The organism is Salmonella sp. NW38, assembly GCF_051807745.1.
GTDB lineage: Bacteria > Pseudomonadota > Gammaproteobacteria > Enterobacterales > Enterobacteriaceae > Salmonella > Salmonella enterica.
Genome location: NZ_JAMMTO010000006.1, coordinates 297,833 through 313,500 on the forward strand (window position 1 = coordinate 297,833; position 15,668 = coordinate 313,500).

Consider the following 15,668-nt stretch of genomic DNA (forward strand, 5'->3'; position numbering starts at 1 on the left):
TTACTCGCTGACGGTCACGTTTTCAATGATGACGTCTTCTTTTGGTACGTCCTGGTGCATACCGCTACGGCCAGTGGCGACGCCTTTGATTTTATCTACCACGTCCATACCTTCTACGACTTCCGCAAAGACGCAGTAGCCCCAGCCTTGCAGACTTTCGCCGGAGAAGTTCAGGAAGTCGTTGTCTGCCACGTTGATGAAGAATTGCGCGGTAGCCGAGTGTGGCGCCTGAGTACGCGCCATTGCCAGCGTACCACGGGTATTTTTCAGACCATTGTTGGCTTCGTTTTTGATCGCCTCTTTGGTGGCTTTCTGTTTCATGCCCGGCTCAAAGCCGCCGCCCTGAATCATAAAACCGTTAATCACACGGTGGAAAATGGTGTTGTTGTAAAAACCTTCGCGGCAGTAGTCCAGGAAGTTTTTAACTGTTTCAGGCGCTTTATCATCAAAGGTTTTGATTACGATATCGCCGTGATTAGTGTGGAAAGTAACCATTTTTGCATCCTGTTCCAAGAGAGTGGTGCTTTAGCCCGCAATGGGGCACATATAGGGGCTTGTTATAGCATAACCGTAAGCTGCGATCACCTTGCAAAGTGTGCTGCTTCGATTACGAATAATATGTATCATACGGAGATTATTACCCACACACGTCTATACGGAATCTTCGATGTTAAAAATTTTTAATACACTGACGCGCCAAAAAGAGGAATTCAAACCCATTCATGCCGGGGAAGTCGGCATGTACGTGTGTGGTATCACCGTTTACGATCTCTGCCACATTGGCCACGGACGCACGTTTGTCGCTTTTGACGTTGTCGCGCGCTATTTGCGTTTTCTCGGTTATAAGCTGAAGTATGTGCGTAACATTACCGATATCGACGATAAAATTATTAAACGCGCCAATGAAAACGGCGAAAATTTTGTCGCGCTGGTCGACAGAATGATTGCGGAAATGCATCAGGACTTCGACGCGCTGAATATTCTGCGTCCGGACAGCGAGCCGCGTGCGACGCACCATATTCAGGAAATTATCGAGCTCACCCGCACCTTAATCGAGAAAGGGCACGCCTATGTGGCGGATAACGGCGATGTGATGTTCGATGTACCGACCGATCCGACTTATGGGCAGCTTTCCCGTCAGGATCTTGAGCAGCTTCAGGCGGGCGCGCGCGTGGATGTCGTTGACGTGAAGCGTAACCCGATGGACTTCGTGCTGTGGAAAATGTCGAAAGAGGGCGAGCCGAGCTGGCCGTCGCCGTGGGGCGAAGGGCGTCCGGGCTGGCACATTGAATGTTCGGCGATGAACTGCAAGCAGTTGGGCAACCATTTTGATATTCACGGCGGCGGTTCCGATCTGATGTTCCCGCACCATGAAAACGAGATTGCCCAGTCTACCTGCGCCCACGACGGCGAATACGTCAACTACTGGATGCACTCCGGTATGGTGATGGTGGATCGCGAGAAGATGTCCAAATCGCTGGGCAACTTCTTTACCGTGCGCGACGTGCTGAAATACTATGATGCGGAAACCGTGCGCTACTTCCTGATGTCCGGGCATTACCGTAGCCAACTGAACTACAGCGAAGAGAACCTCAAGCAGGCGCGCGCCTCGCTGGAGCGGTTATACACTGCATTGCGTGGAACGGATAAATCAGCGGCCCCGGCGGGCGGCGAGGCGTTTGAAGCGCGTTTCGTGGAGGCGATGAATGACGATTTCAATACGCCGGAAGCCTACTCCGTCCTGTTTGATATGGCGCGTGAAGTCAACCGTCTGAAGGGCGAAGATATGACCGCCGCGAATGCGATGGCGTCTCATCTGCGGAAGATTTCCGGCGTGCTGGGACTGCTGGAACAGGAGCCGGATGTTTTCCTGCAAAGCGGCGCGCAGGCGGATGACGGTGAAGTTGCGGAAATTGAAGCCTTGATTCAACAGCGTCTGGATGCCCGTAAAGCGAAAGACTGGGCGGCGGCGGACGCGGCGCGCGATCGTCTCACTGAAATGGGTATTATTCTGGAAGATGGCCCGCAGGGCACCACCTGGCGACGTAAGTAAGCGCTTTTACAGGCCGCTCTATTTGCATAGAACGGCCTGTTTTTTATTTTTTCGCGCCGGGCGAAAGATAAACACACACCGACTCCCCCAGATTCTGATGTTCACACCCGGGTATTGCCCGGCTGTAATGGGCAATAAAGCGGATGACGCTGTCGCCGCTGTTTAGCCCCACATTTCCTTTTCGCAGCAATTCTGCTGGCTGATCGTCGGTGAAAACGTTAGGGGTGAACAGTTTTGCGCCTAATCGTTCAAAAGTGCCAGCACTAACGATAGAGGGTTGATAACCCTGAAGCTGCAACCAGCGGCGGGCATCATTACGTGACCAAACCTGCGCATCGTTTGCTCGCGCAAACACTTCGAGAAGCCAGCCATTCGAATTCTGATAAGGGCCGGAAAAAGGCCACGCAATCAGGTTATAGCGGGGACTGTGGAAGAGATTGAGTTTGATAGCGCTATGTAAGAGCGTTTGTAATGCCGTCGCGATATCTGAACGCGGGCGCAAAACGGCAATGCTCTGATTCACCAGGTCATCAGCCAGAAACTCATACAGACCTTGTATATAGAGCGCTGATTCAGCGGTTCCGCAAGTATTCAGATTATGGTAAACCCGCCAGTCTCCGTTTGGCTGGCGCATGGCATAGCCAGCATGTGACCAGGTTAAATGTCGGCTCGACATATCTTGCCCCTGGCGAACCAGAATGACGACCGGATCGGGTTGACTGTTAAGCTGTTGTTTGAGCTGTAGCGCCTGATCCATTGTCGCTGCGATGCTCTCCGGCGTGTTTGCTTTTTGGTGACAGTTAGCACTGTCTGCATAAGTGTTGAGCGAGATTGCGCTGAGCCACAGGGCAAACGCGAATCGCTTCATTTGGCCGGTACCGTCTGGTTGCTGGAAAGTCCTGCGTCGTCCTGATTTACCATATGGGCAAGGACTTTGCCCTCTTTTTTCAAATAAGCGCCGGTGCCTTCCTGCGTTTTTTCCAGAGTGACTTTATCACCTGCTTTGAGGTTGCCTTCTTTGACGACATTTAGCGGAACTTGCATTTTAATGTCTTTGTTATCGGGAGACTTAGTGGTTATCAGCGCGGTTTTTTGCTTTTTATTTTCGACAATAGATCCAATGATCAGGTTGAGCGGCAGCAGTACGGGGGAGAGTATAATTCCGCTAACCAGTGCGGAACTGCCCACGCTGACAACCGCAGACGATGCCGCATACCAGCCAGTGGCAGACATTTCTTCGCTATAGCTGGCGTGGGAAAATGAGAAACAGATGACCGCGGCGGCGAATGTCATTTTATTCATATTGATTCCTTTTAATATGCGTTTTAAGTACCCATAGAAATAACACTAAAATACTTCCCGGCAACCACACCCACAGCAATTCTGAGAGAATGACCTGATGTCCATACGGCGTGATGTAGCTTGAAAGCGCGAACGGCGCGACTTTAATCACCTGCCAGGGCGCAAAAAAACGTTCATCTGACCACGGCCACAGCCAGCCGACGCCTTTACCACCCGTGGTTATCGAATCCAGCAGGCTGTGCGACAACAATGAAACGGTTAAAAACAGCCAGCAGCGCACCTGCCCAGCTCGAAACCATCGTCGTCCCGCGAGTACGCACAACAGGGGGAGGACGAATGCGAAAAGTAAAGAGTGGGTAAATCCGCGATGGCCGAAAACGTTGCCGTAGGCGACGCCAAATTTAAAGGCCAGCACGTCGGCATCGGGGAGCATCGCCAGCACAACACCGGCAAACAGCAGGCGAGGAGGGATAACTTTCAGGCCTAAGCCTGCGCCAAAACACAGGGGAACGGCGGCGTGGGTGATAACGGTAGGCATAGCGATGGTTCACAGGGAAATAGCCATGCTAGCAGTTGGAACGCAGAGGATTAAGTGGATGATTATCTGAAAAGACAGCGTAATCAGGCCGGATAAGACGCTTTGCGTCGCTATCCGGCACTCTGTATCAGGCCACGACGTTCACACTTTGGCCTTCGAAGCTAACGGTTTGCCCGGCGACAATTTTGCAGCGTTTACGCGTTTCAACCGCGCCATCAACCTTCACCAACCCGTCGGCAATGGCGATTTTCGCCTGCGCGCCGCTTTCGCTCCAGCCTTCCAGCTTGAGCAGATCGCACAGCTCGACGTGCGGGTGCTTGCCTAAAGAGAATGTCGCCATGTTATTTTCCTTGTGGATCGTGATATTCAATGCACGCCTGCAGCGTGTTTTCGATAAGCGTGGCGACCGTCATCGGGCCGACGCCGCCCGGTACTGGCGTAATGTATGACGCGCGCGCCGCGGCTTCGTCAAACACGACGTCGCCAACGACCTTGCCATTTTCCAGACGGTTAATACCGACATCAATCACAATTGCGCCTTCTTTAATCCATTCGCCGGGAATAAAGCCCGGTTTACCTACGGCGACAATGAGCAAATCAGCATGCTCGACATGGTGACGCAGATCTTTGGTAAAGCGGTGTGTAACGGTAGTCGTACAGCCAGCCAGCAGCAGCTCCATGCTCATCGGGCGTCCAACGATATTGGACGCGCCAATGACCACCGCATTCAGGCCGTAGGTATCAATATTGTAACGCTCAAGCAGGGTCACAATACCGCGGGGCGTACAGGGACGCAGGCGTGGCGCACGCTGGCACAGACGACCGACGTTATAAGGATGAAAACCGTCTACGTCTTTATCTGGCGCGATACGCTCCAGCACTTTAACGTTGTCGATACCTGCCGGTAAAGGCAACTGCACCAGAATACCGTCGATTGTGTTATCTGCATTCAGAGTATCGATAAGCGCCAGCAGTTCGGCTTCGCTGGTGGTTTCTGGCAGGTCATAGGAGCGGGAGACGAACCCCACTTCGTCGCACGCTTTACGTTTGCTTGCGACATAAATCTGTGAGGCCGGATTGCTGCCGACCAACACCACAGCCAGGCCGGGAGCGCGAAGTCCTGCTGCGACGCGTGCCTGAACTTTTTGAGCAACCTCAGATCGCACCTGCTGCGCAATCGTTTTACCGTCAATAATCTTTGCTGCCATCAGAGAGAAGATTCCATCTGTTACTTCAAGTCAAAGGGGATAACGCTATTTTGTCAGAAGCGGGCCTCGCTGTCAGTTAACGTTTGTGTTTCCGATGCAAACGCGACGTCTCCCCCGTCCGTTGCCGATACTGAGACGTGACCAGTAAGCGCGCCATGATTAACCAAAAAGAAACAATTCATCACCCTGGCTATGGTTACCGTAATCCCTCGTCGTTAATAGCGTCGGGCGGCATAATGCGACATTTTATACAAAATAAGATTAGACCCTTCTTATATCCCAATAAGAATTAGCTTAGGTCATTAAAAGAGTTTGCGGCTATTTTTTATTTAGCGAAATGTTTAATTTATTACCGTGACGAAATGTCATATTCGCAAAGATTAATTACTGCGTCTGATACTCAGGGGAGAAACAGAAAACTAATTAATCTGCGATATCTATCTTTACAGGATGCAGAGATAACTTTTCTGACATGCTATGTCGATAATAATTCAAACGGAGCCGACAGGATGCCGAAACCGGGTGTGTGTAATTCAAGGGAAATCCATGAAACATAAATTAATGACCTCTACTATTGCGAGTCTGATGTTTGTCGCTGGCGCAGCGGTTGCGGCTGATCCTACTCCGGTGAGCGTGAGTGGCGGTACTATTCATTTCGAAGGTAAACTGGTTAATGCAGCCTGTGCCGTTAGCACTAAATCCGCCGATCAAACGGTGACGCTGGGTCAATACCGTACCGCCAGCTTTACGGCGATTGATGATACGACCGCGCAGGTGCCTTTCTCCATCGTCCTGAATGACTGCGATCCGAAAGTGGCGGCTACCGCTGCCGTGGCTTTCTCTGGTCAGGCAGATAACACCAACCCTAATTTGCTGGCTGTCTCCTCTGCGGACAATAGCACTACCGCAACCGGCGTCGGGATTGAGATTCTTGATAACACCTCCTCACCGTTGAAACCGGACGGCGCGACCTTCTCGGCGAAGCAGGCGCTGGTTGAAGGCACCAATACGCTGCGTTTTACCGCACGCTATAAGGCAACCGCCACCGCCACGACGCCAGGCCAGGCTAATGCCGACGCCACCTTTATCATGAAATACGAATAATCCCGTCTGGGAACGCCAGGGAAGGGAGGCGCCTCAACGGAAGAGGCTATCGGGGATAAAAGAGAACATAGCAGATGATAAGGAAAGGCGCGGCGCTAATGGGGCTTGTTTTGATGTCGCCCGTTATTGCGCAGCCGGTAATGGTGGAGAGCGGGCGTATTCACCTGCGCGGACAACTGGTCAATGGCGGCTGCGCTGTCGCCACAGAAAGCCAGGATTTGCGCGTACTGATGGGACAGTACCGCACGAATGCGTTTACCGGTCCTGGCAGCTTCGCTCCCGTCAGCGTTCCATTTTCGTTACGGTTAATCTCCTGTAGCGCGGAGGTCTGGCGTCATGTCGGCATTGCGTTTGCCGGCGTTACGCCTGCGGAAGATCCCCATGTTTTTCTGGCCAGCGGCGAGGGTATCGGTAATGCCGGAGTCGGCCTGGCATTATTTGATGACCAGCAGCGGCAAATCATCCCTAACACATTACCGCTTCATTACACGCCCATTTTAACGTCAGAAATGACTTTGCATTTTACTGCCCGCTATCGGGCAATTTCAGAAAATATGACGCCGGGACGAATTCATTCAGAAGTGTGGTTTACGCTGGTTTACCCATGAATTTTCTTGCCGACGTGACTCAATGCAAAAGGTATTTTTTACCATGCTGAATAGTATAAAATTAGGCTTTATTGTTCTTCTCACGTTATTTACTTCGCTGAACGTACAGGCGGCGGGGGGGATTGCATTAGGCGCCACGCGCGTTATTTATCCCTCGGCGGCGAAACAGACTTCTCTGGCAATCAGTAATAGTGATACTCAAGAACGTTACCTCGTCAATTCATGGATCGAAAATAGCGCCGGGCAGAAAGAAAAAACGTTTATCGTTACGCCGCCTTTATTCGTCAGCGAACCCAAAAGCGAAAACACGCTGCGTATTATCTACGCCGGGCAACCGCTACCCGGGGATCGGGAGTCGTTATTCTGGATGAACGTGAAAGCCATCCCGTCGGTCGATAAAAGTCATATTGAAGGAAAAAACGTTCTGCAACTGGCGATTCTGTCGCGCATCAAACTGTTCGTGCGTCCGGCGAATTTGCCGCAGACGCCGGAAGACGCGCCGACCTTGCTGAAATTTTCCCGTGTCGGCAACCATCTCAAGATAACCAACCCATCTGCTTATTACCTCACGCTGGTCAATATCAGCGTGGGCGCGAAAAAGATTGATAACGTGATGATCGCGCCAAAAAGCGACATGCAAATTCCTTTACCGACTGGCGCTCAGGGCAGCGTGACATTTCAGACCGTCAATGATTACGGCGCATTGACGTCGGCGACAACGGCCAGTCTCGGTTAAGCAGAGAGCGTGAAGCCACACGAGAACACGATGAAGAAGACAACCTGGTTTGCAGGGCGATTTCCCGGCTATGTATCACCGTTAAACGGCGTGGCGCTGTCGGTGCTGGTGGCGCTGTGTCCGCTGACGAGCCGCGGCGAAAGTTATTTCAACCCTGCGTTTTTGTCGGCGGATACCGCGTCCGTGGCGGATTTATCTCGCTTTGAAAAAGGTAATCATCAGCCGCCCGGTATTTACCGGGTGGATATCTGGCGTAACGACGAATTCGTAGCGACGCAGGATATTCGTTTTGAGGCGGGCGCCGTGGGCGCCGGCGATAAATCCGGCGGCCTGATGCCTTGTTTTACACCGGAGTGGATTAAACGGCTGGGCGTGAATACCGCGGCGTTCCCTGTCTCAGATAAAGGCGTCGATACCACGTGTATTCACCTTCCTGAGAAAATCCCGGGCGCGGAGGTCGCGTTTGATTTTGCGTTGATGCGCTTAAATATTAGCTTGCCGCAGGCGTCATTGCTCAACAGCGCGCGTGGCTATATCCCGCCGGAAGAGTGGGATGAAGGGATACCTGCCGCACTCATCAATTACAGTTTTACCGGTAGCCGCGGAACAGACAGCGATAGCTATTTTTTGAGTCTGCTGAGCGGGTTGAACTATGGCCCCTGGCGGCTGCGTAATAACGGAGCCTGGAACTATTCGAAAGGGGACGGCTATCATTCGCAACGCTGGAACAACATTGGCACCTGGGTACAGCGCGCCATCATTGCGCTAAAAAGCGAACTGGTCATGGGGGACAGCAATACCGGGAACGATGTTTTCGATAGCGTCGGCTTTCGCGGAGCGCGGCTGTACTCTTCTGACAATATGTATCCCGATAGCCTGCAGGGCTACGCCCCCACGGTCAGAGGGATCGCCCGGACGGCGGCAAAGCTGACGATACGACAGAACGGGTATGTTATCTACCAAAGCTATGTGTCGCCGGGCGCGTTTGCGATTACCGATCTTAATCCTACCTCTTCCAGCGGCGACCTTGAGGTGACGGTAGATGAAAAAGACGGTAGCCAACAACGTTACACGGTGCCTTACTCTACCGTTCCGCTATTGCAGCGTGAGGGCAGGGTGAAGTATGACCTGGTGGCCGGGGATTTTCGCAGCGGCAATAGTCAGCAGTCTTCGCCATTCTTTTTCCAGGGAACGGTGATTGCCGGCCTGCCTGCGGGGCTGACGGCTTACGGCGGTACGCAACTTGCCGATCGTTACCGTGCCGTGGTGGTCGGGGCGGGGCGAAATTTGGGCGACTGGGGAGCCGTGTCGGTCGATGTCACACATGCGCGTAGCCAACTGGCAGATGACAGCACCCATCAGGGGCAATCGTTGCGTTTTCTGTACGCCAAATCGCTGAATAATTACGGGACGAATTTTCAATTGCTGGGTTACCGCTATTCCACGCGCGGATTTTACACCCTGGATGATGTGGCATATCGCAGTATGGAAGGGTACGACTACGAATACGATAGCGACGGACGCCGCCATAAAGTGCCGGTGGCGCAGAGCTACCACAATCTCCGTTACAGCAAAAAAGGCCGCTTTCAGGTCAATATTTCGCAAAACCTGGGGGATTACGGGTCACTGTATCTTTCCGGCAGTCAACAAAATTACTGGAATACGGCGGATACCAATACCTGGTATCAACTGGGATACGCCAGTGGATGGCAAGGCATAAGTTATTCGCTGTCATGGTCGTGGAGCGAGTCGGTGGGGATCTCAGGCGCCGACCGCATTCTGGCATTCAATATGTCCGTTCCGTTTAGCGTTCTGACCGGACGGCGCTATGCGCGCGACACTATTCTTGATCGTACTTATGCCACGTTTAACGCCAACCGCAACCGCGACGGCGACAATAGCTGGCAGACCGGCGTGGGCGGCACGCTTCTGGAAGGACGTAATCTGAGCTACAGCGTGACGCAGGGGCGTAGCAGTAGCAATGGTTATAGCGGCAGCGCCAGCGCTAGCTGGCAGGCGACGTATGGCACGCTGGGCGTGGGATATAACTACGATCGCGATCAGCATGACTATAACTGGCAACTTTCCGGCGGCGTGGTCGGTCATGCGGATGGTATTACGTTTAGCCAACCGTTGGGCGATACCAATGTCTTGATTAAAGCGCCGGGAGCGAAAGGCGTGCGCATCGAAAACCAGACCGGCGTGAAAACGGACTGGCGGGGCTATGCGGTAATGCCCTACGCCACGGTATATCGCTATAACCGCGTCGCGTTAGATACCAACACGATGGACAACCATACCGATGTCGAGAATAACGTCAGCAGCGTGGTGCCGACAGAGGGCGCGCTGGTGCGGGCCGCTTTTGATACGCGGATAGGCGTAAGGGCCATCATTACCGCGAGGCTTGGCGGACGTCCGTTACCGTTTGGCGCGATAGTACGAGAAACCGCCAGCGGCATTACCAGTATGGTCGGCGATGACGGGCAAATTTATCTGAGCGGCTTGCCGCTAAAAGGTGAACTGTTCATCCAGTGGGGAGAGGGGAAAAACGCGCGTTGTATCGCCCCTTACGCCCTGGCGGAGGATAGTCTGAAGCAGGCGATTACGATAGCCAGCGCGACCTGTATCCGTCCGGCATCATAAAAGGAAAAATAGAGATGAAAATATACTCAGCGCTATTGCTGGCGGGGACCTCGCTCTTTTTCACCCATCCCGCGCTGGCGACGGTTTGCCGCAATTCAAACGGGACGGCGACCGATATCTTTTACGACCTGTCAGATGTTTTCACCAGCGGCAATAATCAGCCGGGACAGGTGGTTACGTTGCCGGAAAAATCAGGTTGGGTCGGCGTAAACGCGACGTGCCCGGCGGGGACAACGGTAAATTATACCTACCGAAGCTATGTATCAGAATTACCGGTACGAAGCACCGAAGGAAATTTTAAATACCTCAAGTTGAATGACTACCTTCTGGGCGCGATGAGCATCACCGATAGTGTCGCTGGCGTATTTTATCCGCCCCGTAACTATATTCTCATGGGCGTCGACTATAACGTGTCGCAGCAAAAGCCGTTTGGCGTGCAGGACTCAAAGCTGGTTTTTAAATTAAAAGTGATACGGCCTTTTATTAATATGGTGACGATCCCTCGCCAGACAATGTTTACCGTCTATGTGACGACCTCTACCAGCGACGCGTTGAGCACGCCGGTGTATACCATTAGCTACAGCGGCAAAGTGGAAGTACCGCAAAACTGTGAAGTGAATGCCGGACAGGTCGTGGAGTTTGATTTCGGCGATATCGGCGCGTCGTTATTTAGTCAGGCGGGGGCGGGTAATCGTCCGCAAGGCGTCACGCCGCAAACGAAAACTATCGCTATCAAATGTACCAACGTCGCGGCGCAGGCCTATTTATCGATGCGGCTTGAAGCCGAAAAGGCCTCAGGGCAGGCGATGGTGTCCGATAATCCGGATTTAGGCTTTGTGGTTGCTAATAGCAGCGGTACGCCGCTCACACCCAATAATTTGTCGAGTAAAATTCCGTTTCATCTTGATGATAACGCCGCCGCTCGCGTAGGTATTCGCGCCTGGCCGATCAGCGTGACGGGGAATAAACCGGCGGAAGGGCCGTTTACTGCGCGCGGCTATCTACGAGTCGATTATGATTAAGGAGGCATAATGATCTTTCGGCGCGTTTTCATCGCTATCGGTTGTGTTTTGTTAAGCCCGCTGAGTCAGGCCAACTCATCTCTGGGCGAAGTGAATATTGAACTGCGCGGTAACGTGGTGGATTTTACCTGCGCCGTGGTGGCGGGCGACAGTAACAAGTCGGTTAACCTAGGCACCTGGCCGACAAAACAGCTTCACGCCGCCGGGGACGCTACGCAACCGGTAGCCTTTAGCCTAAAACTTGAAGGCTGCCCGCCGGGTTCGGCGTCTATAACGTTTTCCGGGACGCCAGCGCCTGGCACGGCATTACTGGCGCTTGCTGATACGGCAATGGCGCAAAAACTGGCGATTGAAATTCGCGATGGCGATCAACGTCGATTGCCACTTGAACAGGCCAGCAAGGCCGTCGATATTGACAACAACGGCAATGCTACCCTGAAATTCTATGCGAACTATATCGCCTTAGCCGATGGCGTGCAGCCCGGACTTGCTAACGCGGATGCGACTTTCCTGATCAATTACAATTAATGCCCGTTATTGTGGCTCCCGAACGATAATTCGCCGGGAGTACCTTTACAATAATTCGTGTGATTTGGCGTAATCGATAAGCTCAACGATAGAGTGAAGGCCAAGTTTAGAAAATATATTGGCCTTATGCGCGCTGATAGTCTTGTTACTCAATAAAAGTTGCTCGGCAATTTCTTTGTTAGACATTCCATTAGCCAGATAGCGCAGCACGGTGACTTCGCGGTTAGAAAGTGGCATATCATGGTGCCCGCCTTTGGGGGGACGGGCATTACTGATAAAGTTAAGCGTCTCAGATGGAAAAAAAGAATAGCCGGATAAAATCATTTTTACCGCATTATAAATATCATTGAGGTCTTTGCGTTTACTTACAAATCCGTTTGCGCCCGCTCTTATTGCTCTTCCGGCATAAAAAGCCTCTGATTTTGACGATAAAAAAAGTATCCGGGTATGTTCCTGGATAGATTTGATTCGTTTAAGTAAGGTAAAGCCGTCAGTGCCCGGTAATTCAATATCCAGAATGACAAGGTCAACAGGATAAGTGCGCAGATACTCTATCGCTGTTCGGCTATCATCCGTTTTCAGGACAACCTGAATATTGCTATTTTTACCGAGTAAAACTTCGATCGACATTCTTACAATAGGGTGTTCGTCCATAATGATAACAGATGCAGGTTTCATTGTTGTATGCCTCAGACTGTTATGCGTCCTTCGTTTTAGAATAAGCGTCAGACACCTTAAAGATTGTGAAATAGCCAGATCTACACACCACACAGTGGAGCAATAATAAAGAATGAGACATCCCTGTTGACTGGCTATTTTGCGTAAGAGTAATAAATATGTGGAATATCCATTTCGCACCAACAAAAAAGAAATTTCTGATTAAGTAAAAACAATATGGATTATACCTGGTCTGATTTCTCGGAAAAGTCTTGCGAAATGCGAATTATGGATAGCGGGTAGGATGTTCTGTGGCGTTATAGAAAATTTGTTCGTGGTGGAGCTATTTTCTTTGGAGTTGACATTGAGTAGTTTAAACTGTTGTTTTTAAGTATAAAAATAATATGAAAGACTAATTGTTTAGTATTTGTTATGTAATAACAGAAAGATGTTGACGCTGGAGACCTCAAAAAACGAGGAGGGACAGGGGACGATGTAAGAAAAAAATTTTTATCGCTTACCAGGACGAGTTGTAAATATTAATTTTATGTGAAATATTTACATTTAATGGAAGTAAAAATAAGTAATTTCTTAAAAAATCTTATTCGCCAAAACGTTACTCCGTTAAAAAATATCGTGGAAAGTAACGTTTAGCTGCTGGATCAGCCGAAGAAAGCTTTGCCTGTGGGGAAGGTTAAGGAGGGTGATAAGTTGTTTAAGCCGGTAAACTACACGATGATAAGATACGCTTTGCTGACGTGCTATTTCTTTTAAAGAGGCACCTTGCGCTAAAGTTTCAATCATCAACCAGTCAGTACGGCTAAAGCTTTCCGATAAGCGAGGTTCGGCGGCTGATAACAAGGCTTCGCGTACTGAAGCCAGATTTTGTCGTCGTGACAGAACAAAAAAACGCCCAGCCATACGGATAAACTGAGCTATAGCGGGGGTTTTATCTGATACCAGCAGGTAAATCTGGATATCGCTTTGTTGCCAACTGAGCGCGCGTAGCTGGTTAAGCGCCTCAATACAGGAGACAGGTAGCGCCTCCATATCTATAATCAGTTGTTTGAGCGACCCCTTTTCAATCCACAAAGAAATGTCATCTAATGAGCGGAATGCTGCGGTACGTTTTCCGGAAAATAAGTAATGACTCAGCGAATAGCCGAGGTAGTTGTCAGTTGTAATTATTGCCTGAGAAATGATACCAACCGGCAAGGCATAATTAAGCTGTTGGTCCAGTAACTCAAGGCGATCAAATATCTGCGGCGTTGGAGAGTGATAACGGCAGGCGCAGTCTTTGGCATTTCTTAAACGGCGGTGTCTTTCCCTGCGTGGTACGCTGCGCATCCTGCTTTTTCCATTGCTCTAATATATATCTGGTAATATGGCTGGCCATAAATAACCTTGTCCCATCGTTGCACCAGCGTAAAAAGCAATGCTTCGTTGCTCTGATGTTTCAATGCCTTCCATCAGCATTAACTGCTGAAAAAAAACTTCGCTATCATGTTCTGACGAAAGTTGCGTCAGGACCTCATAGCCGATTAATTGCGCAGTTGAGAGATGAACGATTGGCTCAGATTTTAACAATCCGCTGTTGAGATATGAATGGCGTGTTGGTGAAGACGCCAGGTGTGGGGGAGTTATCCTTTCCTTTAATAAAGTACCCTGTGCCACCAAACACTCCTCCAGGCATTTATGATGCAGCCATATATTTTCGACCCCTGAATCTATCAGGATATTATGGGCATCATTGTGGCAGCGTTAAAAAAATGCCTGTAGGTATCGTTACTTAATTATTGGTGAGATATTTCGTAAGCCTTGTAAAAAGTTAAGTGAGTTTACTTACTGAGTAAGAAATGAAGGTTAACTCTAATATACTTTAAAAACTGCTGCTCCGTTTTAACATGTAATTTTCGCATAATGCTCCGGCGGAGTGACTTTGTCTGCTCTTCAGAAAGTGAAAGTAAAGCAGCCGTTTCGCTTAAATGATAACCGCTGGCGATCAGTTTTAACAGGTGACGTTCTGTTACTGAAAAATGACGAGTCGTGCAGTAGTGGCAAATGCCAGAAGGGACGCTATGTCGAAGCGCTCGCTTATGTAAGATCAATATCATTTTCCGGGTAATTTCTTCAACATCATCTTCCCGATAAATATGCGGCAGCATATACAGACATGGTCTGAACATGAGCTTTTCTTTATCGCATTTATTACAAATAATCGCCCGTAGCTGATGTTGGGTATGCATAGGTATCTGGTAACAGCCTGCGCTGAACCAATCATCATCCAGGGCCAGGAAAGCGATATCGGCATTATCTATCTCTTCTGGCGGCAGAAAGTCAATTTTCTGCTGCCATTGATTCGCCAGACGCGTCATGATGATTTTCAACCCATGCTCAAAGTGACTGTTTTGTTCCTTAATAGCGATACTCAGCATAAAAAATATCCTACACGGCAGGTGAATCATGGTGAAATATTAAAGAAACTTATTGATTTTCTAAATACTGGCGGCCTTAATTCCCACTTTATGCGTGCTGAGATGTGTCCAGGCGATTTCCTGGAACCTGGCATTGCGCCAGAAAAGACGATATTCGTACACTTAGGCAGCAACCAGAACAAAAGCCATTGACTCAGGAGTGCCTGACCGTATAATTCTCGCGTTTCGTCTACACGAAGTCTTCACTTCACAAGGCGCCCTTAGCTCAGTTGGATAGAGCAACGGCCTTCTAAGCCGTGGGTCGCAGGTTCGAATCCTGCAGGGCGCGCCACTTATAAATCAACGCGTTACGCTTCTTTATTTCCTCCTTATTTTCCATATGGGACATATTTGGGACATCATCACCAAAAATGTCGTCTATTTCCCTCGCGTGTTCCGTTAAATGATTAGGCGCAAGGTGAGCATATCTGTGAACCATTTCAATAGATTTCCATCCCCCATTTCCTAAAGCACTGACAGTGGAACTCCTGATTGAATTAACCAGCTTGCCCATGTGTGCCTAAGGCCGTGAAAGCGAAAGTCTTCTATTTTTATTTTCGCCCAGCCACATACCCGGCTGCGCTTTCTGGCCTTCGGTGTTGATACCCAGCGCGAGGAAGACGGCTTTGTTTATATCGATTGCAACGATCGATTTTAATGTGTGTGATAGTTGAAAGCTATCAAACACTAGATTATTGATCGTCTTTATCGATCAAATCAATTTGTAGTGCTACACTCCAGACCTTTCCGAATCCGCTGATTTTCATAATGTTGAAGTTATTCGCTAAGTACACA

Annotated in this window: 18 protein-coding genes and 1 tRNA gene; 8 read left to right on the forward strand and 11 right to left on the reverse strand. The window is 50.1% G+C overall.

Going from position 1 to position 15,668, the window contains the following annotated elements:
- Positions 1-495 (reverse strand): peptidylprolyl isomerase B, encoded by a 495-nt coding sequence (gene ppiB / locus NA624_RS13215; RefSeq protein WP_000255991.1) that lies wholly within the window; start codon positions 493-495, stop codon positions 1-3.
- A 172-nt stretch (positions 496-667) separates the two neighbouring features.
- Between ppiB and cysS the strand changes: the two genes are divergently transcribed.
- Positions 668-2,053, forward strand: a complete 1,386-nt coding sequence (cysS, locus tag NA624_RS13220; protein WP_000912335.1) for a cysteine--tRNA ligase — start codon at positions 668-670, stop codon at positions 2,051-2,053.
- A 43-nt stretch (positions 2,054-2,096) separates the two neighbouring features.
- On the opposite strand, the gene NA624_RS13225 is transcribed toward cysS, so the two are convergent.
- The 5 genes from NA624_RS13225 to folD form a co-directional block, all read right to left on the reverse strand.
- Positions 2,097-2,921, reverse strand: coding sequence for a DUF2145 domain-containing protein (locus tag NA624_RS13225; protein ID WP_000819131.1), 825 nt, complete (start codon positions 2,919-2,921; stop codon positions 2,097-2,099).
- Entirely contained in the window at positions 2,918-3,355 is a 438-nt protein-coding gene (locus NA624_RS13230) for an STM0539 family protein (protein WP_001038572.1), read from the reverse strand. Before NA624_RS13230 ends, NA624_RS13225 begins: the two co-directional genes overlap by 4 nt.
- Positions 3,348-3,893, reverse strand: coding sequence for a metal-dependent hydrolase (locus NA624_RS13235; RefSeq protein ID WP_001143507.1), 546 nt, complete (start codon positions 3,891-3,893; stop codon positions 3,348-3,350). The genes NA624_RS13230 and NA624_RS13235 overlap by 8 nt, the downstream gene beginning before the upstream one ends.
- Positions 3,894-4,020: 127 nt before the next feature.
- Positions 4,021-4,233 carry a ribosome-associated protein YbcJ gene (ybcJ, locus tag NA624_RS13240; protein WP_000190278.1) on the reverse strand — a complete coding sequence of 71 codons (213 nt, stop codon included), beginning with the start codon at positions 4,231-4,233 and terminating at the stop codon, positions 4,021-4,023.
- A gap of 1 nt (position 4,234) precedes the next feature.
- Positions 4,235-5,101: a bifunctional methylenetetrahydrofolate dehydrogenase/methenyltetrahydrofolate cyclohydrolase FolD gene (gene folD / locus NA624_RS13245; RefSeq protein ID WP_000729165.1), complete on the reverse strand. Its 867-nt coding sequence runs from the start codon at positions 5,099-5,101 to the stop codon at positions 4,235-4,237.
- A gap of 546 nt (positions 5,102-5,647) precedes the next feature.
- On the opposite strand from folD, the gene fimA reads away from it, so the two are divergent.
- The 6 genes from fimA to sfmF all read left to right on the forward strand — a co-directional run bounded on the left by fimA (position 5,648) and on the right by sfmF (position 11,742).
- Entirely contained in the window at positions 5,648-6,205 is a 558-nt protein-coding gene (fimA, locus tag NA624_RS13250) for a type 1 fimbrial protein subunit FimA (RefSeq protein ID WP_000681026.1), read from the forward strand.
- A gap of 74 nt (positions 6,206-6,279) precedes the next feature.
- Positions 6,280-6,813 carry a type 1 fimbrial protein subunit FimI gene (gene fimI, locus NA624_RS13255; RefSeq protein ID WP_000619608.1) on the forward strand — a complete coding sequence of 178 codons (534 nt, stop codon included), beginning with the start codon at positions 6,280-6,282 and terminating at the stop codon, positions 6,811-6,813.
- Between the two features lie 43 nt (positions 6,814-6,856).
- On the forward strand, positions 6,857-7,549 hold the full coding sequence (gene fimC, locus NA624_RS13260; RefSeq protein ID WP_001519112.1) for a type 1 fimbria chaperone FimC: 693 nt from the start codon (positions 6,857-6,859) through the stop codon (positions 7,547-7,549).
- Positions 7,550-7,579: 30 nt separating this feature from the next.
- Positions 7,580-10,192: a fimbrial biogenesis usher protein gene (locus tag NA624_RS13265; RefSeq protein WP_000754207.1), complete on the forward strand. Its 2,613-nt coding sequence runs from the start codon at positions 7,580-7,582 to the stop codon at positions 10,190-10,192.
- A 14-nt stretch (positions 10,193-10,206) separates the two neighbouring features.
- Positions 10,207-11,214: a type 1 fimbria D-mannose specific adhesin FimH gene (fimH, locus tag NA624_RS13270; protein WP_000708676.1), complete on the forward strand. Its 1,008-nt coding sequence runs from the start codon at positions 10,207-10,209 to the stop codon at positions 11,212-11,214.
- A gap of 9 nt (positions 11,215-11,223) precedes the next feature.
- Positions 11,224-11,742 carry a fimbria assembly protein gene (gene sfmF, locus NA624_RS13275; RefSeq protein ID WP_000577510.1) on the forward strand — a complete coding sequence of 173 codons (519 nt, stop codon included), beginning with the start codon at positions 11,224-11,226 and terminating at the stop codon, positions 11,740-11,742.
- 45 nt (positions 11,743-11,787) lie between these two features.
- Here sfmF and fimZ read toward each other — a convergent pair whose 3' ends face one another.
- The 4 genes from fimZ to fimW form a co-directional block, all read right to left on the reverse strand.
- Positions 11,788-12,420 carry a fimbria biosynthesis transcriptional regulator FimZ gene (gene fimZ / locus NA624_RS13280; RefSeq protein ID WP_000801271.1) on the reverse strand — a complete coding sequence of 211 codons (633 nt, stop codon included), beginning with the start codon at positions 12,418-12,420 and terminating at the stop codon, positions 11,788-11,790.
- Positions 12,421-13,023: 603 nt separating this feature from the next.
- The gene (fimY, locus tag NA624_RS13285) at positions 13,024-13,746 is read right to left on the reverse strand and encodes a fimbria biosynthesis regulator FimY (protein ID WP_001258105.1); all 723 of its coding nucleotides are present in this window, start codon (positions 13,744-13,746) and stop codon (positions 13,024-13,026) included.
- Positions 13,747-13,764: 18 nt separating this feature from the next.
- Entirely contained in the window at positions 13,765-14,076 is a 312-nt protein-coding gene (locus NA624_RS13290; RefSeq protein ID WP_000226505.1) for a hypothetical protein, read from the reverse strand.
- A gap of 161 nt (positions 14,077-14,237) precedes the next feature.
- Positions 14,238-14,834 carry a fimbria biosynthesis transcriptional regulator FimW gene (gene fimW / locus NA624_RS13295; RefSeq protein ID WP_000948626.1) on the reverse strand — a complete coding sequence of 199 codons (597 nt, stop codon included), beginning with the start codon at positions 14,832-14,834 and terminating at the stop codon, positions 14,238-14,240.
- 254 nt (positions 14,835-15,088) lie between these two features.
- On the opposite strand from fimW, the gene NA624_RS13300 reads away from it, so the two are divergent.
- Positions 15,089-15,165, forward strand: a tRNA-Arg gene (locus tag NA624_RS13300).
- A 173-nt stretch (positions 15,166-15,338) separates the two neighbouring features.
- Here NA624_RS13300 and NA624_RS13305 read toward each other — a convergent pair.
- Positions 15,339-15,428 carry a tyrosine-type recombinase/integrase gene (locus tag NA624_RS13305; protein WP_077677862.1) on the reverse strand — a complete coding sequence of 30 codons (90 nt, stop codon included), beginning with the start codon at positions 15,426-15,428 and terminating at the stop codon, positions 15,339-15,341.
- Positions 15,429-15,668 lie beyond the last annotated feature (240 nt).